This is a genomic window from Terriglobus sp. 2YAB30_2 (assembly GCF_052114765.1).
Lineage (GTDB): Bacteria > Acidobacteriota > Terriglobia > Terriglobales > Acidobacteriaceae > Terriglobus.
Genome location: NZ_JBFRFJ010000004.1, coordinates 17,730 through 40,235, shown reverse-complemented (window position 1 = coordinate 40,235; position 22,506 = coordinate 17,730). Strand labels below are relative to the sequence as shown.

Here is a 22,506-nt window from a genome sequence, read left to right as displayed (position 1 = left end):
TGGATGTATCTGGAGATCAGACAAGCCCGTAGGGCCGGCCGCGTCGTGGGCAACTCATGCACGCGTGATATGTCAGTTGAGATGAGTGCCGGTGAGCCGCCTGCTCGCTACAGATGAGAAGGTACAGGGCGCGCGTAAGGTTGGAAGGATTTCTCCTGGCCACCTGTTCCTACCTGCGCGCCCTGGCTTCCATCCAGGATTGTTACGCCCTAGTGCAGCTCCTGCGCAGACGTATCCACGCGCGCGGCGCTCTTTGACTGGATTGTCTTACGGTAGACCCCGACATTGGTGACGGCATTGCCGCTTCCGTCGGTAGAGGTCGTCGTGATTGTCATCGTCTGACCATCCGGTGAGACAGCGCGGTGGCTTGTCGCCACCGCCCGTCCCCCACGGGTGTACTGCGCAATCACTTCAGAAGGGCTAACGCGCTTTGTTGAAACTGGCAGGAGCATGCCCTTCCCGCCAGACACGATCACCGGTCGTCCATCATATCGGGCAACGTAATCTGCGGTGAAAGAGATACCGTCCCTCAGATGCGTCTCCGAGTGGTAATGCACCCCTTCTTTCGTCTCCTTCATTTCGATGGTCATGGCCTCGGGAAGGCCGACCGTATACTTTGACATTTTTGTGTCCATGATCCACTTTCCAAGAAATGGATCCACGGCGCAGAGAATCGTGGAGCACGCCAGCAGCACCGCCATCGTAGCGATATGGGTAAGTTTCATGCCCATTTCTCCCTCTACAGTGACCGCAGAAAGTCCAGAACGGACTGTTTGTCTCTCTCTGAGAGCCCATTGAACCGTCGAACTACCGTGTTCGCTTCCGAGGGAGCGTAGCGCGTGGAATCGCGGTCTCTGGATGGATTGTCGCCTCCATCCGAGCCAGCATGAGAGAAGTGGTCTTGAACGGCCACCATGAGATCGTCGGTACGTCCATCGTGGAGAAAGAAGATGCGCTGGCCTAGTCCCCAGAGTGGCGTCGTGCGGAACTCGTCCGGACCGGCATCACCCTGCACGATATTGTCGGCAAGAGTTGCACCCATGTGGTGCACCAACAGGTCCGAGTAAAGATTAACTTTCCGGCCCCGGAGAGCGACCGTCTGGGGACCGATCTCTTCCGAAGGAGATCCAGGATTCGCCACACCCGGTGTTTCAAAGGAAGGTGTATGGCATAAAGCGCATCCGACTTCGCGGAAGAGTTTCTCACCTCGTTTTGCCGACTCAGTCTGCGCGCCGAGCGAGGGAGCGTCAACGAAGCGCATGAACTCGGTAAACATCAGCCACGCCGGCATGATCTTGAGCGGATTGTTGTACGAGAGATCGTCAGTGCGCGGCACATCGAAAGGCTCATAGGAGAGGTTGCACTCGCTGTCCTCAGAGTGAGTGATGGGGAAAAGATCATTGCTAATGCCCATCTCCACGTTGTAAGCCTCTCCCGCAAAAACGGTCAGAGAAGCATTCTGCGCCTTCCAGCCAAACCGGCTGATGGTTCCGTTGTTGGGAACTATGTTCGGATGGCCTTCAATTCCCAGAAAGCGCTTCAGGTCGCGATCGGAGTTCATGTTCGCGCGAATCGCCGAATCCTGAATCGATTCGATCAGGCCCAGACCGAACAGCTGCAGCGGGATGCGATAGGAAAGGTTGTTCCTTCGAATTTCGTGGTCAAAGTCCGGTTGTTTGAGTTTGCACGCAGGTGCATCGGAGCGCCCTGCTACCGTGAACAGCTGATGGACACCGCCGTCTCTGCTGCCGTCGGTGTTGAACTTGAATCGCACTTCACGGAAAGCTCCGTCCCGTTCTTCAAAGGTTGGAATCGTATTGGTCGCACCCATGCGGTTCGCGACCGTAAACGCAACATTCTTCCGCGTAGCGCTGCCGCCAATCATCGGTTGGAAGTGGCAGATGAAGCATTGATCGGCATTGAATCTCGGTCCCATACCAGCCGAGTTGACCATAGCGAGGGGAGAAAACGGATTTTGCGGGTCCGGGTCGACCGGAAGAACTCCCTGAGGCTGCTGCGCACACGTGTCACAGGTGCCTTCAAGTTCCGAGACGCGCAGCAGGCTCTCGGCAAAAAGCGAGATTTCGTTTGCGTTGAGCCCGGCTACCGGGTTGGGAATGGCAGAAGTTGGGTTGGGGCGTGGGCCCGGATCTTTCGCTCGGAATGAGAACTCGCGAAATTGGGCATGAAGGTTGAGGGAAACAAGGAAAATAAGTACTACAAACGGTCTACGAATATCAGTCATGGGGATGGACCTGCCTTCGATCGTTCAACTTTCCTGGAGTCAAAATTTGCGCTTTCTCCAGCCGACGCAAGGCCGGCAGCGCATGGCGGAATCTCCGCGTAGGTGCCGAACGCAGATTGCCCATGTGTTGTGTGGAGAGAGATGCGAAACCTGTTGTGGTTCAGCCCGACTATAGGGGCTCACCTACATCGGGGATTACGAGGAAAGTCTTAGCTTTTTGTGATGGACCACTCGGCCCTGCTTTTTCATCAACTTACATCTGCCGGTTTTTCTGGCCGGTTTCCGATTACGTATGTAACCATGGAACACGCCGAATGAATACGACATTAACCGCGACGTCCACAACGGCCATTGCACCCGCGAAAAGTCATTACATCGTCCTGGACGGCTTGCGGGGTGTCGCGTCCCTGATGGTCGTGATCTTCCACACCTTCGAGGCATATGCGGATGGAAATCCGATCAAGCAGATCATCAACCATGGTTATCTGGCGGTCGATTTCTTCTTCCTACTCTCCGGCTTCGTCATTGCCTACGCCTATGACGATCGCTGGAGCCGCATGGGCCAGTGGGAGTTTTATAAGCGGCGCCTGATCCGGCTGCAGCCGATGGTCGTAATGGGCAGTTTGATCGGCGCGGCCCTCTTCTACTTCCAGGGCGGCAGCATGTTTCCGCTGGTGAACTCCACTCCGGTCTCGAAGATGCTGCTGGTTATGCTGCTGGGCTGCACGCTGCTTCCATTGCCGGTCTCCCTGGATATTCGCGGCTGGAGCGAGATGCATCCGCTCGACGGTCCCGCATGGTCACTCTTCTTCGAGTACATCGCGAATATTCTGTATGCGCTTGGTCTTCGAAAGCTTTCGAATCGAGTGCTGTGGGTACTTGTATTATTCGCAGGAATCTTTCTTGGACAGGTCGCGATCTTCGGGCCGCGTGGCGATCTGATCGGCGGCTGGTCAATCAATGCGGCGCAGCTTCACATCGGCTTCGCACGCCTATTGTTCCCGTTCCTTGCAGGCATGCTGTTGATGCGTGTGGGAAAGCGAATTCATACTCGGGCCCCCTTCGGCATCTGCACGCTGCTTCTGATAGCAGCGCTTGCCTTTCCGCGATTGGGCGGAGCACAACATCTCTGGGTCAACGGGATCTACGATCTCCTGTGCGTTGTCGTCGTGTTCCCCATCATCGTCGCGATTGGGGCTGGAGAAAAGCGTGTCGATGGCCCATCCATCCGCATCGCCCGCTTCTTCGGAGACCTCTCTTACCCGCTTTACATCACGCACTATCCGCTGATCTACATCTATACCGCGTGGGTAGTGCAGGAGAAAATCCCGCCTGCTCGCGGAGCGATCTGGGGAGTAGTCCTTCTGATTGCAGCAGTGTCGATCGCATATGCCTGTTTGAAGCTCTATGACGAACCGGTCCGCCGTTGGCTCAGCCGTCGCTTCCTCGCAAGGGCTTCCTGAACCCGCATTGCTCTCGCGCTTATGCCATGACACTATCTGAATCATGAAATGCTCTCCGTGGTGGGCTGCCTGTTGCGTGCTCGCGTTGACCTCGGCGCTGGCTCAATCACCGGTCTTCAAGATCACGCCTCTGCGTCCGGTCGAAGAGCTCCGCAAGGAAGCATTGGCGACCCAGCCTCCCCATGAGGAAGGCGACTTCCTAAAACCAGACCTTGCCGAGTTGGTGCGGCTCGACCAGACGATCAAGCTCGACATCCGTTACGCCACCGCGAATAACTTCCTGGGCACACCGGTTTACACACAGGCGCGCGCCTTTCTACAACGCCCAGCGGCGGAGGCGCTCGTGCGTGCAAGTCAGGAACTGCGGCCGTTGGGTTATGGCCTCATCATCCACGATGGCTACCGGCCCTGGTACATCACCCGCATCTTCTGGGACGCCACACCGGATAACCTGAAGATCTTTGTCGCCGATCCCAAAGCCGGCTCAAAACATAACCGAGGCTGCGCCATCGATCTCTCGCTCTACGACCTCAAAACCGGCACGGAGGTCACCATGCCTAGCGGCTACGACGAGATGACCGAACGCGCCTATGCCAATTACACCGGCGGAACCGAAGAGGAACGCAGCCGGCGAAGCATTCTGCGTCATGCGATGGAGAAGCAGGGATTTCAGGTCAATCCAACGGAGTGGTGGCACTTCGACTACAAAGACTGGAAGCAATATCCAATTCTGAATCGTCCCTTCGAAGCACTCGGAAACTAGAGAGCAAAAGAAAATGCGACGGCCTTCGCCGTCGCATCTCCTATTTCAACCTGCTGCGGCCTTAGCAGTGATAGATCTTCGGGGAACGAATGCCACGCGTCGCATTGCGTGTATCGACCACCAGCCTGGACTCGGCAACGATCTTCTCGAAGTCGTAGGCGGAGTGATCCGTCACGATCACCACGCAATCGTACTGGTCGAGGTTCTCCAGAGGAGCGCTCTCGGTGTTCAGCCAGTACTTACGCCCTGATCCCACGCGCGGGAAGTAGGGATCGTTGTAACGTACCTCGGCGCCCTTCTTCTCCAGCATCTCGTAGATAGGCAGCGAAGGCGATTCGCGCAGGTCATCGATATCTTTCTTGTACGCAAGGCCGAGCATCAGCACCTTTGCGCCCTTGATGGACTTGCCCTGATCGTTCAGCGCATTCACCACGCTGCGGATCACATGCTCCGGCATGCTGCGATTCACCTCACCGGCAAGCTCGATAAAGCGTGTCGAGAAGTGATACTCCTTCGCCTTCCACGAGAGGTAGAACGGATCGACAGGGATGCAATGGCCGCCGATACCGGGACCAGGATAGAAGGCCTGGAAGCCAAAGGGCTTGGTCGCCGCCGCATCGATCACCTCCCAGATGTCGATGCCCATGCGCATGCAAAGCTGCTTGAGCTCGTTCACCATGGCGATGTTCACGCAACGGTAGATGTTTTCGAGCAGCTTGGTCATCTCGGCCGTTGCCGGTGTAGAAACGCGTACCGTGCGCCGGAAGATGCTGGAATAGAGGACCTCGGCAGCCTCAGAGGCACGACGATCGATACCGCCGATCACCTTGGGGATGTCGTGGCGCTCCACATCGGTATTGCCCGGATCCTCGCGCTCTGGCGAAAAGGCAACCATCACGCCATCCAGCTCTTGCGGCGTCTCCGCCGCTTGCGAGTGCCGGTCACGCAGCACCTGCACATCGGTCTCTTCGCCGATGCGGTCGATGGTGGCAGCAATAATCTCTTCCGTCGTTCCCGGATAAGTCGTGCTCTCCAGCACCACCAGCTGACCGGCGTGAAGATGGGGCGCCAGCGCCTCAATGGTGTTGACGACGTAGCTCATGTCCGGAGCGCTGTGGTCGTCAATCGGCGTCGGAACGCAGATCAGAATTGCGTCGAGATAACGGGCCTCAGAGAAATCAGCCGTCGCGACAAAGCCGTTCTTCTGCGCTGCCTGAATGCTCTCCGCCTCAATGCGGTGAATGTACGATTTGCCCTTGTTGAGAAAGTCGACCTTCAGCGGATCGACATCAAACCCGGTAACCGCAAAACGTTCGTCACTGAATAGTAGAGCCAGCGGCAGACCAACATAGCCGAGACCTACAATTCCTACCTTCGCTTCGCGGTTGGCAATACGATCTTTCCATGCATCAAGTGTCGCAGCTTCGGGTGCGACCGCCTTACGGATGATGTGAAGTGGAGTCACGTACCAGAATCTCCCTCTAACTTCTTATGAGTTCTTCGGTATTTGAGGAGTACGCACTACTCAAATACCAGGCAACGGTGCGTCGCAGTCCCTCTTCAAACCCAACGATCGGGGTGTAGCCAAAGGCTTCATGGGCGGCAGTGACATCTGCCTGTGAGTCACGGACATCTCCGGTGCGCTCCGGCCCATACTGAGGGGGCTCAGCATAGTTCAATAGATGCGCGATGACGGCATAAGTCTCATTGAGAGTGTGCCGTTCTCCGCACGCGACGTTGAAAACCCGTCCCGCAACCTTCTCCGCCGGAGCGGACATCGCCAGCAGATTGGCATGGACAGCGTTATCAATGTAGGTAAAGTCACGGCCTTGCTCGCCATCACCAAAGATCACCGGCCGTTCGCCCTGCATCATCTGCAGCGTAAACTTCGCCATCACACCGGAGTACGGCGAGTCCGGCACCTGACGCGGACCAAAGATATTGAAGTAGCGCAGGCACACCGTCTCCAGACCATAGACCTGCCAGTAGCTCTGCATGTAGAGCTCACCTGCCAACTTCTGCACTGGATACGGTGCAATCGGCTGCGGCTTCATGGTCTCAACCCGAGGGAATCCGGGTTGGTTGCCATATGCGGATGACGAAGCGGCATAGACCACGCGTTTCACATTGTTCGCGCGCGCCGCTTCCAACAGATTGAAGGTGCCGTTGATATTGGTTTCGTGGCTTGGCCGCGGCTTCTTAACCGAGCGCGGCACCGAGGGCAAAGCCCCCTCGTGAAAGATGTAGTCCACGCCTTCGCACGCCTTCATCACGGCATCCGCGTCACAAAGGTCGGCTTCGACGAAGTCGATCCCATCCATCACCGGCGCGAGATTCTCGCGCCGTCCCGTAGCAAAATTGTCGAGCGCCCGGACCTGCTCTCCACGGGCAACTAACGCTTCCGTCAGATGCGATCCGATAAAGCCGGCAGCTCCTGTAATCAGATACTTCGCCATAATGACCGATAAACCCTTAAACGCAATTATTGCTTCTTCGACTCGGTAATGAAATAGCACCTGGTCCGAATTTTCTACCCTATCTGCCGGATATATCGTTTCGAGTCGAACTTTCGCCCGGTAGATTCGCGCGACATATACCGGATCTTCCCAAAGATAGGCCGCTCATTCCATGGCCGGTCGAACTTTCCCAGCATCGCCCAGGCGATACCGGCGTATCCATTCGGATCGCGCCCGTCGAGGAAGTACTTGTCGTTGAGATGGATACCTCGCCGCACCGCTATCTTCACGCTCGGCGACCATTCCAGGATCTTTTTCGCCCAGTACATGCGCATGACGTTGTGCATCCAGCCGAAGTCAAGCATCTGGCGCTGTGCCGCATTCCACAGGTCGTCGTGGGTCTGGGCAGCCTCCAGTTGCGCCAGGGAATACAGGTGCGGCCGTTCGTCCCTGGCATGCTCCACTATCGTTTGCTTAGCCCAGTTCTCCGCTGCGGCGTCCGAATCGTAAACGTCATGCTGAAACCAGCAGTAATTGATCGCCAGCTCCCGCCACACCAGAAGCTCATTGAAGTAGCTGTCGCGGGCGGACTTCAACCCAGGCTCTTTCTTCACCGCCTCCTGCACGGCAAGCGCGATTGCCAGCGGCCCGATGTGGCCAAAGTGCAGGTATGGCGAAAGCCGTGAGCTGCCATCCAGCTCCGGATGATTGCGGTCGTGCTCATACCCTGCGAGCATCTCCCGCACAAAGTGCCGCAGCCGTTTCATCGCCGCACGTGTTCCTCCGGTCCACTCCTCGACGGGAAGGACGCTGCGGTCCAGGTCTCTCCATCCCCGCGTGATGTCGAGATTTAGATTCTCCGCTTGCAGTCCGCGTGGATGCCTCCAGGCATGCTGCGCAGTGGGATTTCGGTAGGGCTTCAGGAAATGCGGCCATAACTTTTGTACGCGCGGCCTCAGCGTATAGGCCCCGTATTGAGCTTTTTCCAGCAATCGCGAAGGCACCACCACATCAGCATCCACCGTCCAGAACGGCATATCGATATGCCGTGCAATATGCCTGCGCCAGCTCTCTGGTGCACGCATCGGGTTCTCATCTCCGATGACGATGGCGGCCTTCGCCTCAGCGAAGAACTTCAGGTGATCCTCATGCGGGGGACGGCGAACAACAAAGCTGACATTGCGCTCCGTCAGGTCGTGCTCAACATCGCGCAGTCCCTGGTTAAGAAAGGAGTAATGGCGCAGGTTGGCATGCGGAAAGTTCGAGATCGCGGCGAAGTACACCACGACCGGCAGGCCGAGTTCGTTGCCCAGATCGATTGCCGTATCCAGTGCATGATTATCGACGCCACGTTCAGCGCGCTGCATCCAGTAGACGACGCATTTTCCAGCCCTGTCCGGCATCCCGCAACGACGCACGGTCACACGCGGGTCTTCCGCAATGGCTCTGAGGGTGTCGGGCAGCTCCAGCAAATCGGTCATATCAATAAGAATGCGGCCCGAAGGCCGCATTCGTGTACTGCAATTTCAGGTAGCTTTGCCTTACCAAAGTCCCCAGGCGCGACTCATATAGTCACTCAGCGTCATCGCAATCAGGACGAGGAAGGTGAAGACGCCGGCGCCGATGGTCAGCTTGAGCAGCTTGGACTGGTACTTCATGTGCATGAACCACAGGATCACCACCGTCGCTTTGATGACAGCAATGAGGACAGCCACGATCGGGTTCAGGGCGCCCATCTCGACATAGGCGGCCGCCACCGTGATCGCGGTAAGCGCCAGCAGTGTGCCGTAGATAGTCAGATAGACCGAGGGCCCGACGATGTGGTGCTCATGATGCTCGGGATTCGTGATGTTTGCAGGGTCGTGATGAAGATCCGACATTTACTTTGCTCCCAGATCGATGAGATACAGCAGCGGGAAGAGGAAGATCCAGACGATATCGACGAAGTGCCAGTACAGACCGAAGTTCTCGATCGGCGCAACATAGCCTTCGGTGAACTCGCCGCGGTTAGCGCGAACCATGTACCAGAAGATCAGCACAATGCCGATGATCATGTGCAGGGCGTGCATGCCGGTCATAGCGAAGTAGAGCGAGTAGTAGACCTGCGTCTTCTGCGCCATATCGACGCCAAGCTTGCCGAAGTCGGCAATCGAAAACTTCAAGCCCGGGATGTGGCTGTCGTGCCACTTCTCGGCGTACTCAAAGTACTTCACCACCAGGAAGGCGATACCGAAGAAGTTGGTCAGACCCAGAAAGTTGACCAGCGCCTTACGCTTGCGCGTCTCCGCCGCCCACACGGCCATCGCCATGCAGAAGCCCGACGTGATCAGGATGCCCGTATTCAGCGCGCCCAGCTTGATGGAGAGCGTGTGGCTGGCGGCGACGAAGGCCGGGTTGTACCAGTTGCGGTACAACAGGTAGGCCATGAACAGACCGCCGAAGAACATGATTTCGGTCAGGAGGAAGAGCCACATGCCGAAGCTTGCCGCCTCGCGCTGCTGCTCCTCCGTCTCAAAATGATGCCGATGCTGCGGCAGATGCACGTGTTCGTGCTCGTGCTCCTCGTGCAGCTCGCCGGGTTGCGTTACTACCATCGCGTTATCCAACGGTCGTCACCTCTTGTTTCTGCTTGTGGGCCAGCCACTCAAAATCGTATGCCTCGTAGTCGACATACGGAATCTCCGTAAAGTTCTCGGTCAGCGGCGGCGACTGCAACTGCCACTCCAGACCGGTAGCCTGCCAGGGATTAGGACCAGCAATCTCACCGTACTTCAGCGACCACGCCAGGTACAGGATTGGCAGCAGATAGCCGACGCCCAGAACCGTTGCGCCCGCCGTCGACAGCACATTCAGCACCTGGTAGTCAGCCGGGTACGCATGGTAACGGCGCGGCATGCCCAGGTAGCCAAGAATGAACTGCGGGAAGAAGGTCAGGATGAAGCCGATAAAGGTCGTGACCGCAGCCAGCTTTGAAAGCGACTCAGGGTACATGCGGCCCGTCATCTTCGGCCACCAGAAGTGGATACCGGCGAGGAACGCCATCAGCATGCCGCCCACCATCACGAAGTGGAAGTGCGCCACGATGAAGTAGGTCTCGGTCAGATGAATGTCCATACCCAGCGAACCGAGGAAGACGCCCGTCAGACCGCCGATGGTGAACAGACCGATGAAGCCGAAGGCGTACAGCATCGGGGTCTCGAAGGTGATCGAGCCCTTATACAGCGTCGCCGACCAGTTGAAGATCTTGATAGCTGAAGGCACGGCAACCAGCATGGTCAGCAGTGAGAAGACCAGAGCCGAGTAGTTGGAGACACCCATGATGAACATGTGGTGCGCCCATACGAAGAAGCCGAAGACCGCGATGGCCACGGAAGAGAAGGCGACGGCCGTATAACCGAAGACGCGTTTACGGCTGAAGTTTGCCATCACTTCGGAGATCACACCCATGCCCGGCAGAATCATGATGTACACGGCGGGGTGCGAGTAGAACCAGAACAGGTGCTGGAAGAGCAGCGGATCGCCGCCCTTGGCCGGGTCGAAGACTCCCAGGCCAATCGTACGCTCCAGAACCACCAGGACGATCGCAATGGCCAGAACCGGTGTACCCAACACCATCAGGATGGAGGCAGCGTAGTTCGACCACACGAACAGGGGCATACGGAACCAGGTCATGCCCGGTGCGCGCATACGGTGAATCGTCACGATGAAGTTCAGACCCGTGAAGATCGAGCTGAAGCCGGCGACGAAGATCGCCAGACCGGTCGTAATCACGTGCGTGTTCAGATAGTGCGTCGACAACGGCGTCGTGAAGGTCCAGCCCGTGTCCACACCACCCAGAACCAGCGCGGTCAGCGTGAAGGTGCCGCCAATCAGGTACAGGTACCAGCTCAACAGGTTGATCTTCGGGAAGGCAAGATCCCTTGCTCCGATCATGATCGGGATCAGGAAGTTGCCGAGTGTTGCCGGAACCGAGGGCACCAGGAACAGGAAGATCATCACGATGCCGTGCATCGTGAACATCTTGTTATAGGTGTCGGCAGCCAGCAGGTCACCTGCAGGAGTCAGCAGCTCCAGACGCACCAGGCCTGCAAATGCTCCACCCAGGAAGAAGAAGCCGGTGATCGAGATCAGGTACAGCATGGCGATGCGCTTGTGGTCTCCGGTCAGGAGCCAGCTCAGCAGGCCGTGCTCAGCGTTCAGGTAATTCCGCTTCGGAAGAGCAGCAGTGCTCTGATCCGGAAGGCTAACGATAGTGCTCATGGCTTCACCATCCCCGGCGTGGTCGGCGCCGCTTCTGTGGACGTTGCTGTGGTCAGCGTTTGCTGCACACGATAGTTGGTCTTCAGAGACTTGAGGTACTCCACCAGATCGATCAGGCCTTCTTCGCTGATCTGGCCCTGGTAGGTCGGCATAATCGGCTTATAGCCGGCCGGAACGTGCGACGACGGATTCAGGATCGTGTCGCGCAGAAACGCCTCGTTGGCAAGCTGCGTCGATCCGTCTTCCATCTGAACCTTCTTGCCGTACAGACCGGCGAGGTTTGGTCCGCGGGCGCCGGCAGCGCCGGTGTGGCACTGGTTGCAGCCCAGGCTCGCAAACAGGCGCTCACCGTTCTGTGCCAGGCTCATGCCGCTGGTCGAGGCGTCAGTCCACTTCTGGTAATCGTCTGGCGACAGAGCCGTGACCGTACCGATCATGCCCGAGTGCAGCGTGCCGCAGTACTGGGTGCAGAACAGGTGATAGACACCCGGCTCGGTGGCATTGAACCACACCGTCGAGTAGCGGCCGGGAATCACCTCACGCTTCACGCGGAACTCGGGGATCGAGTAGGAGTGGAACACGTCCTGCGAGATCATGGTCAACTGCACCGGACGGCCTGTGGGCACGTGCAGCGTGTTGATCTCGTGCTGGCCGCCTGGATGCTCGGCCTTCCACATCCACTGCTTGCCGACGATGTAAATGTTCATCGAGTTGGCAGGCGGGTTGTAGATGCGGAAGTACAGCAGCGCGCCCCAGACGAAGGTCACGAGGAAGATGACCAGCGGAATGATGGTCCAGGTTGCTTCCAGCAGCGTGGAGCCTTCGATCTGCGTCGCCTCGGGGTTGCGCTCCTTACGGTAGCGGAGCGAGAAACCGAAGATCAGCGCGCCGACGATCAGCACACCGACAAGCGTCATCGCCAGCAGGAAGAAGTAAAGAGCGTCGGCATAGGGAGCAATGGTCGACGCCTCCTTCGGAAACAACGCCGAAGAGGTGAGCCACTTGTTTAGAAATTGCCAAAGTACCGGACTGATTCCCATCGTTTCCCTTTATCCGTTCTGTCGCTTCGTCAAAGAATGATCACGTCCCAGCCTTACATCCCGCCGGAACATCAAGAACATGAACCCACCCAGGCCGGCCACGGTAACCATGCCGCCCAGTTGCACCACACGCGACACGATCAGGCTGTGCTTGTTCTGCTGTGGGTCGTAGTGATAGCAATACGTCAAAATGTTGGCGACCGGCGAACCGATCTTGTTGCCGGAAGCTTCGATCAGGCCGAGCAGCAGATCCTTGGGCGAGTACTCCACGCCCATGTAGTACTGCGCCAGCCGTCCCTCGGGTGTCACCACTTCCAGCGCCGAGGCATGCGCGAACTGCGAGGTCTGCCCATCCGGGCTCTTTACCTCGACATAGCCATAGCCTGTCGCCTGTGAGGCCGCATCGATCGAGGTCTTCGGTCCGACCAGAAAGTGCCAGCCGTTCGCCGTCTCCGGGTGTCCATACCGCTTCACATACATCGCCTTCTTCTCGGCCGCATCCTGCGGGGTCTCCCGCGGATCGATCGAGACCATCACGATGTTGAAGTCACTGCCCGGCTTCAGCTTCACCATCTGAAGAGCGGAGGCCATGCCATCCATCTCCTCTGAGCAAAGCATCGGGCAGCGGTAGTACACCAGAGCAAAGAGCCCGGGCTTCTTGCCGTCGAAGTAGTCGTTCAGCGTGACGGACTTTCCGGTCTCGTCCGTGAACGGAACATGCAATGGCAGTGGCGTATTCAGGTGCTGCTCCACGCCTACGCGCTGCAGCACGGTCGGCAGTTGCCCGCCGCTGACTTCGCCAGTCTGTTTGTCACCATAGCCGCTGACCTGCCCCATTGCGGAGGCGCACGCCAGCGCGCATCCCAACAGGGCGGCGAGGCGGGTCTTCCGAATTGGGTGCATCGTCGTCATGGTTACTTCTTCTCTTCCTTACTTGCTTCTTTTGCGAACTCAAGCTTCTGCTCGCGCTCCGCAATGCGCTCCTGCTCAAAACCGCTACGGGCAAATCCCGTGGTCAGCGGAGCTGTCACGACCGGAGTATCCACGCCCACCATCTTCGCCACAGTCGTGGCAGCCTTGGCATCGGCAGCCAGGGGAAGTCCGCGTTCGGCGGTCAGTTCAATCGCACGGTCGATCGGAATGCGAACCGAGTTCGGCATGCCCTGCACCTGCGAGTAGTTCTCCAGCAGCAGGTCTTCCCTGGCGTGCAGATCGCTCGAGCTCTGGTTGCCGTCGTCAGGATCGAGACGCGGTCCAGGAAAAGTCTTCACGATCTGCGAGGCAGAGCGCTGCTCAAAGACCGGGTTCGAAGTCAGACCATCGCTTGTCTTCGCCGGTGCGTACTGTTGGTGCCACTTGTCCAGCGGACCATCATCCTTGGCAATCTGGCTGTTCACCAGGCGGCCAATGAAGAAGCAAACCACGAAGAAGACCGCTACGAAACCGGCCAGGCCGCCAACGAAGACCAGAATGCCGCTGACGTTGACGTCGGTAACTTCATAGCCCGGATGCTCAGGATCATTCACCTGAGGATGCGGATTCGGATTCAGGGTATCCCCGTCGTTCTGATTGGGCTTAATGTGCATGCTCGGGCTCCAGAATCTCTTCGGTGTGCGGGTCGTTCACAACAACCAGCGGACGCGACATCAGCGTCGTCAGGTAGTACGCCATCCAGATGGCCACGATCGCCACCGGGACCGTGACGTAGGCCAGGATGCTGAAGTTGCCGCTCAGGTGCAGGTTGTGGGCCGCATCCGGGAAGTTCGGCTCAATCAGCCAGAACAGGTCGAAAGCACGGGCGAAGATCATCCAGCCAGTCAGGGCCAGCATCTTCGACTTCGAACGCTTCAGGTCCTTCGACAGTAGCAGGACGAATGGGATCACCCAGTGGAAGATGAAGTCACAGGTGCAGATCACCCACCATCCACCATTGATACGGTTCAGGTACCAGGGAAGCTCTTCTGGCTGATTGCCCGACCAGATGATCAGGAACTGGGCAAATGCCAGATAGATGTTCAGCATGACGAAGCCAAGCATGAACTTACCGAGGTCGTACTGCTCAGTCTTGCGGAGGATCGTCGCCATCGGCTCATACTTCGAGAGCCGGATCGACGTGTGGACTGCAGCCGCCAGCACAACATATCCCTGGCCGACCAGGAAGAGCAGGCCCCACACCGACGAGTACCAGGTCACATCCAGCGCCATGATCAGGTCGATGGCTACGATCGTCAGCAGAGCGACGTAGATCAGAACGCCGATACCTGACAGATTTTCGAACTTGATGCGCCAGCGGTCGTAGCTGCCCTGCGATCCCCGCTCAGGATCGGCCTCGCGCTCGAGCGACCACTTGTTCAGGAAGTAGGTAAAGGCTCCCATGATCGCAAAGACCACAACAAACTGCACGACAACGCTGGCTGGAGAGAGCATCGGCCGCTTGAAGTTGAGGGCGTGAGCCTGGGCTTCGGTGAGCAGCTTGGACTTCAGGCCTTCTTCTACCGCCTCAAAGGTCGGGAAGGCGGCCCAGAGATACAGCTTCTTGGCGAAGACAAGGATCGGGATCACCAGGAGGATGACCAGGGGAAGCGTACGCGTCATTGCTTCCAGCGGACGGCGCAGCAGAAGACCCCACTTACCGCCCGAAACATACTGCAGCATCAGCAGACAGAGGCCGCCGCCGCAGAGTGAGAAGGTCATCATCCATCCCAGCAGGTAGCCGCGCAATACGTGGTCCGCACCGCCACCGAAAAGGAAGAGCAGTGAGGCGATCGCCGCGACCGCCGCCACAATCAAAGCGCGCGTGCGCCAGGCGGCAACAGCCTCAGGCGCCAGCAGCGATGCCGGCAGCGTCTTTGGCCCGTGGTGAGCTCCATGTCCGTGTTGTTCGTGTCCGTGTGCCATTCGTTACGGCCTTAATCCTTCTTCAGATCTCGAAAATCAGTCGGTACCCAGATACGCGATCAGATGATCGATATCCGTGGAAGAGAGCTTGGCGGAAAATGACGGCATCTGAATCTTGCCCGTCGGAATACCCTGCGTGACGACCTGCCGGATACGATCCGGACCAACCCTGCCTACGATACCCACCAGCGAGGGAATGTTCGGCGGAAGTCCCGTACGCGCCGCCTGATGGCAGACACTGCAGTTCGCTGTATAGACAGCCTTTCCTGCGGCAATATCCTCTGCCTTGGGCTTGGCTGCAGCGGTAGTCTTTGCCGCCGGAGCCGTTTCCTTGGTCACAGCCGGCGTAGTCGCCTTCTGGTTTTCGCTAGTAGCTGGAGCTACACCTGGGGTCGTCGTCGGTGTCGGCGTTGCAGACCCGACCGGCTTCGCTACCTCAGGAGCTGCGGGCCCCGTAGTATTCGGCACCGACCAGTCACCTGCGAAACCCGCCGGCATACCCTGCTCTTCCGCCAGCTTCAACAGCGGCTTCACCTCAACACCGGCCGGCACGTCGCTCGCCTTGGCGTTCTGGCTCAACTGAAGCGCGCGGATATACGCGGCGATCGCCCAGCGGTCAGCCGGCGTAATCTGCGCCGAGTAATCAGGCATCGCGCCATAACCGTTGGTCATCACGCTGAAGAAGTGGCCGAGCGGCGCGCTGCGCAGGCGCTCCGTATGGAAGTTGCCCGCCAGACGGTAGCCGCGCTCAACGATCTCGCCGGCGCCGTTGCCCACACGCGAGTGGCACGGCGTGCAGTACACATTGAACCGCTCCTGGCCGCGCTTCAGTACATCGAGCGTCGCCGGGAAGGGCATGCCGTCAGCTTCCTTGCCGTCCGTCAGGCCGGTGTAGAAGTAGCTGTCCTCATGCAACTGGCCGCGAGCGACGGTGTTGGTCACCTGCGGACGAGCCGAGCGGCCGTCCGCAAAGATCGTCGTCGAACGCTGCGGAAACATCTTCGGCTGGTCGTGCATATCCTGACGGCAACCGGTCAGGACAGCAACGCTGGCCAGGGTGGCTGACAGGATGAGGCGTGCGCCTTGAACCTTGAAGCTTGCGCCCTGCATTAGAGATCTACCTCCACCACGCTTACAGCATGAAACTGCTCGAGGAAGGCGCGCGTCTCGTTCACATTGAACTTGGGATCGATCGCTTCCAGGCACAGGAAGAACTTGTGGTCGGTCGCTCCCTGACGGAAGTTGGGAGCGTTGAACAGCGGATGGTACGGCTGCGGCAAACCGTTCAGCGCCAGCATGCCGAAAGCAGCCGACAGACCACTGAACAGAATCGTCCACTCGTAGGTCGGGATGATGAATGCCGGCCACGAGAACAGCGGACGCCCGGCGATGTTCAACGGATATCCCCAGCGCGCGATCCAGGTCTGCATCAGAAACGCCGTCGTCAAACCCAGGATGCCGCCCATCAGGGTCAGCAACGGAACGCGGTTACGCACCACGCCCAGAGCCTCGGCGGCCTCTTCCACCGGATACGGTGTGTAGCACTCCATGCGGCGGTATCCGGCATCCCGTGCGGCCTCAGTGGCGTGCACCAGGGCTCCAGGAGTATCGAACTCCGCCAGCAGTCCGTAGGTTCCTTCTTTTACCGGCATCAGGCGGTCTCCTCTACGGTAGTTTCAGCGTCCAGGCCCTTGATCTTGGTCTGGGGCAGCATCATCTTGATCTCGTTCATCGGAATCATCGGGGCAAACCGGACGAAGAGCAGGAACAGGAAGGTAAACATACCCAACGTGCCGACGTAGAGCATGTAATCCCACTTGGTCGCCTTATATGTACCCCAGCTCGAAGGCAGGAAGTCGCGGTAGAGCGAAGTGACGACGATAACAAAACGCTCGAACCACATACCGGTGTTCACGATCAGAGACAGGATGAACAGATACGTTACGTTCACCCGCAGCTTGCGCGACCACAGGGTCGTCAGCGGAATGGCAATGTTGGTCAGGATCAGGATCCAGTAGCCCCAGCCCATCGGCCCGAACATACGGTTCCACATCATGAAGAACTCCCAGTGGCTGGCGGAGTACCAGGCCATGAAGACTTCCATGCCGTAGCCGTAAGCCACAATCAGACCGGTACCGAGCATGACCTTAGCCATGTTGTCCAGGTGGCGCAGCGTGACCAGATCTTCCATGTGGTAGAACTTGCGGATCGGAATCGCCAGCGTAAGTACCATGGCGAAGCCGGAGTAGATGGCGCCGGCGACGAAGTAAGGCGGGAAGATCGTCGTGTGCCAGCCCGGCAGAGCGGCGACCGCGAAGTCGAAGCTGATGACCGTGTGTACCGAGAGCACCAGGGGCGTCGAGAGGCCGGCCAGAAGGAGCGAGGCCGTCTCATAGCGCATCCAGTGGCGGGTCGAACCGCGCCAGCCCAGCGAGAGCATGCCATAGACGTATTTGGCCAGCGGCAACTGCGCCTTGTCGCGCAGGGTTCCGAAGTCGGGAATCATGCCGATGTACCAGAACACCACCGAGATGGTCGCGTACGTCGAAACTGCGAACACGTCCCAGCACAGCGGCGAACGGAACTGCGGCCATACGTTCATCGTGTTCGGGTACGGAAACAGCCAGTAACCAAGCCACGGACGCCCAACGTGCAGAACCGGGAACAGGCCGGCGCAGCATACGGCGAAGATCGTCATCGCTTCGGCGAAGCGGTTGATCGAGTTACGCCAGGTCTGCTTGAAGAGCAGAAGAATCGCCGAGATCAGCGTTCCGGCGTGACCGATACCGATCCACCAGACGAAGTTGATGATGGCGAAACCCCAGGCGCCTGGGATGGTTACACCCCAGATGCCCACGCCCTTCAGGAAGAGCCAGGTAACGGCAATCACCAGGAAGGTCGCCACGCCGGAGGCTACGATCAGGCCGAAGAACCAGCCCAGCGGCGTGTTCGACGTCAGCACGACGCCGGCAATCTTCTCGGTTACCGATTTGAAGTTGTGGCCCGGAGCGATGACGGCAAATTCACCCGTCTTCGGGTCGATCATCGGATCGCTGATTTGTCCCTTGGTCGCCATTTATGCCAGCTCCAGCTCAGGATTCGGGTTGATGACTCCCGCCGTGTAGGTCGTACGCGGACGGTAGTTCAGGTCTGCAAGCACGCCATAGTTGCGCTCTTCTGCCTTGCGCTTGGCTACCTTGCTCGCCGGGTCGTTGATGTTGCCGAAGACGATGGCGTCGGTCGGGCAGGCCTGTTGGCAAGCCGTCACGATATCACCGTCGCGAACCTCGCGGTTTTCCTTGTCGGCCTGGATCTTCGCGGACTGGATACGTTGCACGCAGTACGTGCACTTCTCCATCACGCCGCGCGAGCGGACCGAAACATCCGGATTGCGGCCAAGCTTCAGGCTCTCCTGCTCATAGTCTGAGTAGAGCAGGAAGTTGAAGCGGCGAACCTTGTACGGGCAGTTGTTCGAGCAGTAACGAGTGCCGACGCAGCGGTTGTACACCATCTGGTTCAGGCCCTCGGGCGTATGCACCGTCGCACCTACCGGGCAGACCTGTTCGCAGCCTGCATTCTCGCAGTGCTGGCACAGCATCGGCTGGAAGTGCGCCTTGGGAGCGTGCAGATCACCCTCGAAGTAAGTATCGATACGGATCCACTGCATGTTGCGGCCAACCTTCACCTGCTCACGGCCAACCACCGGAATATTGTTTTCCGAGTAGCAGCTGATCACGCAGGCGTTGCAGCCGGTGCAGGAGTTCAGATCGATCGACATACCCCAGGCGTTCTGCAGCTTGCCGCTCGACTTATCGATGTGCTTGTAGCTCCAGTCATCCGGGAAGAAGCTCATGTCTTCTTCCGGGGTCTCCTTCAGACCAGGACCTTCATGCGCGAAACCAGGATTCTTCTTCGCCTCTTCCGCCGTGGCATAGCGAATGATGCCGCGCGTCATGGCTTCATTACCGGCCAAGGAGTGCGATTTGGAGAAGTCCTTCGCCATACCAACACTGGCAACCGTCGACTGCGCGAAGCTTCCGCGGTTATCGAGCGAGTGCACGGTGGTGACGCAGACGTCGTACGTGCCTTCGGTCTTCTTCGCCGAACCGCCTGTCCAGGAGGCCGCCGAGGAGGTACTAACGGCGTACGCATTGAATCCGTGTCCTGTAGCGACGCGCCCGATAGTGCTGCCGAAGCCGACGTGTACTGTGATGGAACCCTGCGGATGGCCCGGAACCATCAGCACCGGAGCCTTGACCTTGTTGCCGCCTACGGTGAGCTCGACCATCTCGGTCTCTTCCACACCGAGCTTCTTCATGGTCTCCATCGACATCAGCGCCGCGTTATCCCAGCTCAGGTGCGTGACCTGCTTGGGGACTTCCTGCAGCCAGCCATTGTTGGCATAGCGTCCGTCGTAGAGAGAAACGTCCGGCTTGAACGAGATCTCATACTCGCCCGAAGGCACCGAGCTTGGCGTAATGCTTCCAGCCTTGGCCGAAACCGACTTCGGCGAGAAGGCGGTGTCCGCCACCCAGCCATCGTGCAGCGCCTTGCGCCAGCCCGCCTCAAAGTTACCCTTGATCACGGTCTTCGCATTGGCCAAAACAGCGTCGTAGCCGGAGCTCTGCGGATTGTCGGTGAACTGCGCCAGGAGATCATGCGCTGTCTTTCCGCCATACAGCGGATCGATCATCGGCTGAATGATCGAGAGCGTGCCGTCATACGCACGCGCATCCGACCAGCTCTCCAGGTAGTGAGCCTTGTTGATGTGCCAGTGAGCGATCAGGGCCGTCTCGTCGACGAGTGCGCCGTGATGCACGATCACCTTGGCCTTCTTGGCCGCCTCGGCGAAGTTCAGATCCGCAGGAGCTGAGTAAACCGGATTGACACCCAGAATCACCAGCCACGACACCTTGCCGGCATTCAGATCAGCAACCAGCGCCTTCAGGTCAGCATTCTGCTGGCTAGGAATCGGGTTCACCGTCTCGGTGTAGACCACCGTCTTGCCCACCGCGCCGATCTGCGCGTTAATCAGGGCCGCAGCAGCGTGGACCGCAGGCGAGGTAGCCTCGCCCGGAATCACGACAGCCTTGCCACCGGCCTTGGTCAGATCCTTCTTGACCGTCTCCAGGAACTTCGCGGCCTCAGCCGGAGCAGCTCCCTGTCCAGCCAGCGCCAGAGCGAACTTCTCTACATCCGAGGGCTTGAGCGACAGGCGATGCTCAGCCTTGAAACCGGTCACCGACGGCATCGACTCGACGACGTAGAGGCGGTTCTGCTCCTTGCCTTCTTCGTAGCGATGACGCTCGGCATAAGCAGCCGACAGCGGCAGGAAACCCGGGAAGTGGCCTCCGCTCAGGAAGTCGGCATCGAGCGACAGAATCACATCGGCGTCTTCCAGCTTGTACTGTGCATCGACGTACTCGCCAAAGGCAGCCATCGATCCGGCGCGGGCGGCATCACGATTCACCGGCTCCCACTGGATCAGCTTGGCGGCCGGATACTTTGCCTGTGCGGCCTTCCACTGCGCGGCCAGCGTCGGCGAGGTCACCGTCTCGCTCAGGATGTACAGCCCAGCGCCCTGGCGCAGACCATCCAATCCCTTCGCGAGAGCGTCCTGAAAGTTACCCCAGCTCTTGTTGTTGCCCTCAAAGAGAACGTGCTGCGAACGGTCCGGATCATACAGATCAAGTACTGACGCCTGCGTAAAGGCATCGCTCTTGCCCTTCGTTGCCGGGTGCTCAGGATTGCCGTCGACCTTGATCGGACGGAAGGCATCGGACTTCACCAGAACCGGCACTGCACCGGTCGGGAAAGGATGCGCCGTCGCAAAGTACATCGGCTTACCGAGAACCAGGTCCTCAGGAGCCTTCACATAGGGATAGATCGGTTCGTCAGGCTGTTTGGTGCAACCGGTAAGACCGGCAAGCGCAAAGCTGGCGCCCATCACCTTCATGAAGCCGCGGCGCGAAACACCGGACGTCATCTCGCTGGCCTGGCGCGGGAACTCCTCACGGAGCATCTCGTCGAACCCAGGCTGCTCGGCCAGCTCATCCAGGCTGGTCCAGAAGCGGCGGCCGGTCTTATTGGCCAGCTTGGCCTGCACCTCTGCCAGCGTCATACGCTTCGGCTTGGCCGGAGCAATGGTGCTTACTACCTCAGGCTGCATCGGTTGATTCATCTCCGTACTCATCTGTGGCACACCTCGCAGCTCGAGAGCTCGTTCGGGGTGCGGATGTGGTACTTGTCCGTCAGGAACTTACCAAGGTCTTCCTGGCTGGTGAACTTTACGTAGTTGAGCGGAAGCTTGATTACCGGAGCTACAGCGCCTTCAGACCTGGCGCCGGGCGCCGACTCCTGCAGCAGAGCGACCTTCGGACCTTCCGGCTTCTCGGTAGAGCAAACCACACCCTGCGAGGTCGGTCCGCTTACGCCCGTGTCGGCGCAGTAGACCGGCTTGTCAGACGTGGGGCCAGTCCAGGCCATGTTGTAGATCTCGCTGGTCGGACGGAGGTTCTTGCCAGGATTACGGTGGCAGTTCAAGCACCACTCCATCTGGAGGGTGTTCTCCTGGTACATCAACGGCATCTCATCCACTCGGCCATGGCAGCTTGCGCAGCCGATGCCCTTGTTCACATGGATCTCGTGGTTGAAGTACACATAGTCCGGAAGGTCATGTACGCGGGTCCACTTGATGGACTCGCCCGTTGCCCAGCTCTGACGAACCGGCTCGAGCATCTCGGCGTTCGTCCAGATCTGCGCATGGCAGTTCATACACGTCTTGGTCGGCGGAATGCCGGCGTACATCGACTTCTCCACACTGGTGTGGCAGTACTGGCACTGCACGCCAAGACCCTCAACGTGATGCCTGTGACTGAACGGGACGGGCTGATCCGGTCGCTGGCCCTGCCGTGTCACCCACGGAGAGCGCTGCAACTGGTTCAGCGCAACGCCCAGTGCGATCACGATCAGGCCCGTGATAACCAGACTTGCCCGGGCCAGCGCGTTCGAACTGCGGTCAAAAACTTGCGCCATGAGTGCGTTCCTGTTTCCTCTGCGTCAAAGAGAAGTCGTTGCTGATGTTTTGAAGAAGGACCATCCAGGACGTGGGGTTGAGAGCTGTCCAGGAAAACCTGCCTCGGAAAGTTTGAGTATAAGCAGCGGGTCAGGACCCCTTCAAGTGACCCCCATCACTGCAACCATCATTTCTTTCTACAACTTCGATAATCGACACCATTCCGTCTAGGTGCCTTGCACAACATCTCGTGCAATCTGTGGGTAAAGCGGCAGAAAAGACACAACATCTGACTCGCCGGTCACCGATTAATCTCTGAAATTCGCACTCAAATGGTCTTAGATTGATATTCGCCCATGATTTGTC

At 58.5% G+C, this 22,506-nt stretch carries 19 protein-coding genes; 2 read left to right on the top strand and 17 right to left on the bottom strand.

All coding sequences use genetic code 11. The annotated features are described in order from the left end of the window. Positions 1 to 209 precede the first annotated feature (209 nt). Positions 210 to 725: a hypothetical protein gene (locus AB4Y89_RS07830; RefSeq protein ID WP_442300361.1), complete on the bottom strand. Its 516-nt coding sequence runs from the start codon at positions 723 to 725 to the stop codon at positions 210 to 212. 14 nt (positions 726 to 739) lie between these two features. Continuing rightward, a complete protein-coding gene (locus AB4Y89_RS07825) occupies positions 740 to 2,245 on the bottom strand; it encodes a di-heme oxidoredictase family protein (RefSeq protein WP_442300360.1) in 1,506 nt (501 codons plus the stop codon). A gap of 314 nt (positions 2,246 to 2,559) precedes the next feature. Here AB4Y89_RS07825 and AB4Y89_RS07820 point away from each other — a divergent pair, with 314 nt between their 5' ends. Continuing rightward, the gene (locus AB4Y89_RS07820) at positions 2,560 to 3,708 is read left to right on the top strand and encodes an acyltransferase family protein (RefSeq protein WP_442300359.1); all 1,149 of its coding nucleotides are present in this window, start codon (positions 2,560 to 2,562) and stop codon (positions 3,706 to 3,708) included. Between the two features lie 43 nt (positions 3,709 to 3,751). Continuing rightward, the gene (locus AB4Y89_RS07815) at positions 3,752 to 4,471 is read left to right on the top strand and encodes a M15 family metallopeptidase (RefSeq protein ID WP_442300358.1); all 720 of its coding nucleotides are present in this window, start codon (positions 3,752 to 3,754) and stop codon (positions 4,469 to 4,471) included. 61 nt (positions 4,472 to 4,532) lie between these two features. Here the strand turns inward: AB4Y89_RS07815 and AB4Y89_RS07810 are convergent, their stop codons facing one another. The 15 genes from AB4Y89_RS07810 to AB4Y89_RS07740 form a co-directional block, all read right to left on the bottom strand. After that, positions 4,533 to 5,918: a nucleotide sugar dehydrogenase gene (locus AB4Y89_RS07810; protein ID WP_442300644.1), complete on the bottom strand. Its 1,386-nt coding sequence runs from the start codon at positions 5,916 to 5,918 to the stop codon at positions 4,533 to 4,535. 34 nt (positions 5,919 to 5,952) lie between these two features. Further along, complete coding sequence (locus AB4Y89_RS07805) at positions 5,953 to 6,927, bottom strand: SDR family oxidoreductase (protein WP_442300357.1); 975 nt, start codon at positions 6,925 to 6,927, stop codon at positions 5,953 to 5,955. A 74-nt stretch (positions 6,928 to 7,001) separates the two neighbouring features. Continuing rightward, on the bottom strand, positions 7,002 to 8,438 hold the full coding sequence (locus AB4Y89_RS07800) for a deoxyribodipyrimidine photo-lyase (protein ID WP_442300356.1): 1,437 nt from the start codon (positions 8,436 to 8,438) through the stop codon (positions 7,002 to 7,004). Positions 8,439 to 8,468: 30 nt separating this feature from the next. Next, positions 8,469 to 8,807: a cytochrome C oxidase subunit IV family protein gene (locus AB4Y89_RS07795; protein ID WP_442300355.1), complete on the bottom strand. Its 339-nt coding sequence runs from the start codon at positions 8,805 to 8,807 to the stop codon at positions 8,469 to 8,471. Continuing rightward, positions 8,808 to 9,521, bottom strand: a complete 714-nt coding sequence (locus tag AB4Y89_RS07790) for a cytochrome c oxidase subunit 3 family protein (protein ID WP_442300354.1) — start codon at positions 9,519 to 9,521, stop codon at positions 8,808 to 8,810. Positions 9,522 to 9,525: 4 nt separating this feature from the next. Next, a complete protein-coding gene (locus AB4Y89_RS07785; protein ID WP_442300353.1) occupies positions 9,526 to 11,187 on the bottom strand; it encodes a cytochrome c oxidase subunit I in 1,662 nt (553 codons plus the stop codon). After that, positions 11,184 to 12,227, bottom strand: a complete 1,044-nt coding sequence (gene coxB / locus AB4Y89_RS07780; RefSeq protein WP_442300352.1) for a cytochrome c oxidase subunit II — start codon at positions 12,225 to 12,227, stop codon at positions 11,184 to 11,186. Before coxB ends, AB4Y89_RS07785 begins: the two co-directional genes overlap by 4 nt. Before the next feature lie 9 nt (positions 12,228 to 12,236). Then, positions 12,237 to 13,139 (bottom strand): SCO family protein, encoded by a 903-nt coding sequence (locus AB4Y89_RS07775; RefSeq protein ID WP_442300351.1) that lies wholly within the window; start codon positions 13,137 to 13,139, stop codon positions 12,237 to 12,239. A 2-nt stretch (positions 13,140 to 13,141) separates the two neighbouring features. After that, a complete protein-coding gene (locus AB4Y89_RS07770) occupies positions 13,142 to 13,813 on the bottom strand; it encodes a hypothetical protein (RefSeq protein ID WP_442300350.1) in 672 nt (223 codons plus the stop codon). After that, on the bottom strand, positions 13,803 to 15,125 hold the full coding sequence (locus AB4Y89_RS07765; RefSeq protein ID WP_442300349.1) for a hypothetical protein: 1,323 nt from the start codon (positions 15,123 to 15,125) through the stop codon (positions 13,803 to 13,805). The genes AB4Y89_RS07770 and AB4Y89_RS07765 overlap by 11 nt, the downstream gene beginning before the upstream one ends. Positions 15,126 to 15,161: 36 nt before the next feature. Beyond that, positions 15,162 to 16,235, bottom strand: coding sequence for a c-type cytochrome (locus AB4Y89_RS07760; protein WP_442300348.1), 1,074 nt, complete (start codon positions 16,233 to 16,235; stop codon positions 15,162 to 15,164). Then, positions 16,235 to 16,777, bottom strand: coding sequence for a DUF3341 domain-containing protein (locus AB4Y89_RS07755; RefSeq protein ID WP_442300347.1), 543 nt, complete (start codon positions 16,775 to 16,777; stop codon positions 16,235 to 16,237). Before AB4Y89_RS07755 ends, AB4Y89_RS07760 begins: the two co-directional genes overlap by 1 nt. Beyond that, the gene (gene nrfD, locus AB4Y89_RS07750; RefSeq protein WP_442300346.1) at positions 16,777 to 18,201 is read right to left on the bottom strand and encodes an NrfD/PsrC family molybdoenzyme membrane anchor subunit; all 1,425 of its coding nucleotides are present in this window, start codon (positions 18,199 to 18,201) and stop codon (positions 16,777 to 16,779) included. The genes AB4Y89_RS07755 and nrfD overlap by 1 nt, the downstream gene beginning before the upstream one ends. Next, entirely contained in the window at positions 18,202 to 21,318 is a 3,117-nt protein-coding gene (locus tag AB4Y89_RS07745) for a TAT-variant-translocated molybdopterin oxidoreductase (RefSeq protein WP_442300345.1), read from the bottom strand. Then, the gene (locus tag AB4Y89_RS07740; RefSeq protein WP_442300344.1) at positions 21,315 to 22,160 is read right to left on the bottom strand and encodes a cytochrome c3 family protein; all 846 of its coding nucleotides are present in this window, start codon (positions 22,158 to 22,160) and stop codon (positions 21,315 to 21,317) included. Before AB4Y89_RS07740 ends, AB4Y89_RS07745 begins: the two co-directional genes overlap by 4 nt. Positions 22,161 to 22,506: the final 346 nt, after the last annotated feature.

What these genes read in the sequence shown, in the direction of transcription:
- AB4Y89_RS07830 (WP_442300361.1), bottom strand. Translation starts at nt 725, where the DNA reads ATGAAACTTACCCATATCGCTACGATGGCGGTGCTGCTGGCGTGCTCC.
- AB4Y89_RS07825 (WP_442300360.1), bottom strand. Translation starts at nt 2,245, where the DNA reads ATGACTGATATTCGTAGACCGTTTGTAGTACTTATTTTCCTTGTTTCC.
- AB4Y89_RS07820 (WP_442300359.1), top strand. Translation starts at nt 2,560, where the DNA reads ATGAATACGACATTAACCGCGACGTCCACAACGGCCATTGCACCCGCG.
- AB4Y89_RS07815 (WP_442300358.1), top strand. Translation starts at nt 3,752, where the DNA reads ATGAAATGCTCTCCGTGGTGGGCTGCCTGTTGCGTGCTCGCGTTGACC.
- AB4Y89_RS07805 (WP_442300357.1), bottom strand. Translation starts at nt 6,927, where the DNA reads ATGGCGAAGTATCTGATTACAGGAGCTGCCGGCTTTATCGGATCGCAT.
- AB4Y89_RS07800 (WP_442300356.1), bottom strand. Translation starts at nt 8,438, where the DNA reads ATGCGGCCTTCGGGCCGCATTCTTATTGATATGACCGATTTGCTGGAG.
- AB4Y89_RS07795 (WP_442300355.1), bottom strand. Translation starts at nt 8,807, where the DNA reads ATGTCGGATCTTCATCACGACCCTGCAAACATCACGAATCCCGAGCAT.
- AB4Y89_RS07790 (WP_442300354.1), bottom strand. Translation starts at nt 9,521, where the DNA reads ATGGTAGTAACGCAACCCGGCGAGCTGCACGAGGAGCACGAGCACGAA.
- AB4Y89_RS07785 (WP_442300353.1), bottom strand. Translation starts at nt 11,187, where the DNA reads ATGAGCACTATCGTTAGCCTTCCGGATCAGAGCACTGCTGCTCTTCCG.
- coxB (WP_442300352.1), bottom strand. Translation starts at nt 12,227, where the DNA reads ATGGGAATCAGTCCGGTACTTTGGCAATTTCTAAACAAGTGGCTCACC.
- AB4Y89_RS07775 (WP_442300351.1), bottom strand. Translation starts at nt 13,139, where the DNA reads ATGACGACGATGCACCCAATTCGGAAGACCCGCCTCGCCGCCCTGTTG.
- AB4Y89_RS07770 (WP_442300350.1), bottom strand. Translation starts at nt 13,813, where the DNA reads ATGCACATTAAGCCCAATCAGAACGACGGGGATACCCTGAATCCGAAT.
- AB4Y89_RS07765 (WP_442300349.1), bottom strand. Translation starts at nt 15,125, where the DNA reads ATGGCACACGGACACGAACAACACGGACATGGAGCTCACCACGGGCCA.
- AB4Y89_RS07760 (WP_442300348.1), bottom strand. Translation starts at nt 16,235, where the DNA reads ATGCAGGGCGCAAGCTTCAAGGTTCAAGGCGCACGCCTCATCCTGTCA.
- AB4Y89_RS07755 (WP_442300347.1), bottom strand. Translation starts at nt 16,777, where the DNA reads ATGCCGGTAAAAGAAGGAACCTACGGACTGCTGGCGGAGTTCGATACT.
- nrfD (WP_442300346.1), bottom strand. Translation starts at nt 18,201, where the DNA reads ATGGCGACCAAGGGACAAATCAGCGATCCGATGATCGACCCGAAGACG.
- AB4Y89_RS07745 (WP_442300345.1), bottom strand. Translation starts at nt 21,318, where the DNA reads ATGAGTACGGAGATGAATCAACCGATGCAGCCTGAGGTAGTAAGCACC.
- AB4Y89_RS07740 (WP_442300344.1), bottom strand. Translation starts at nt 22,160, where the DNA reads ATGGCGCAAGTTTTTGACCGCAGTTCGAACGCGCTGGCCCGGGCAAGT.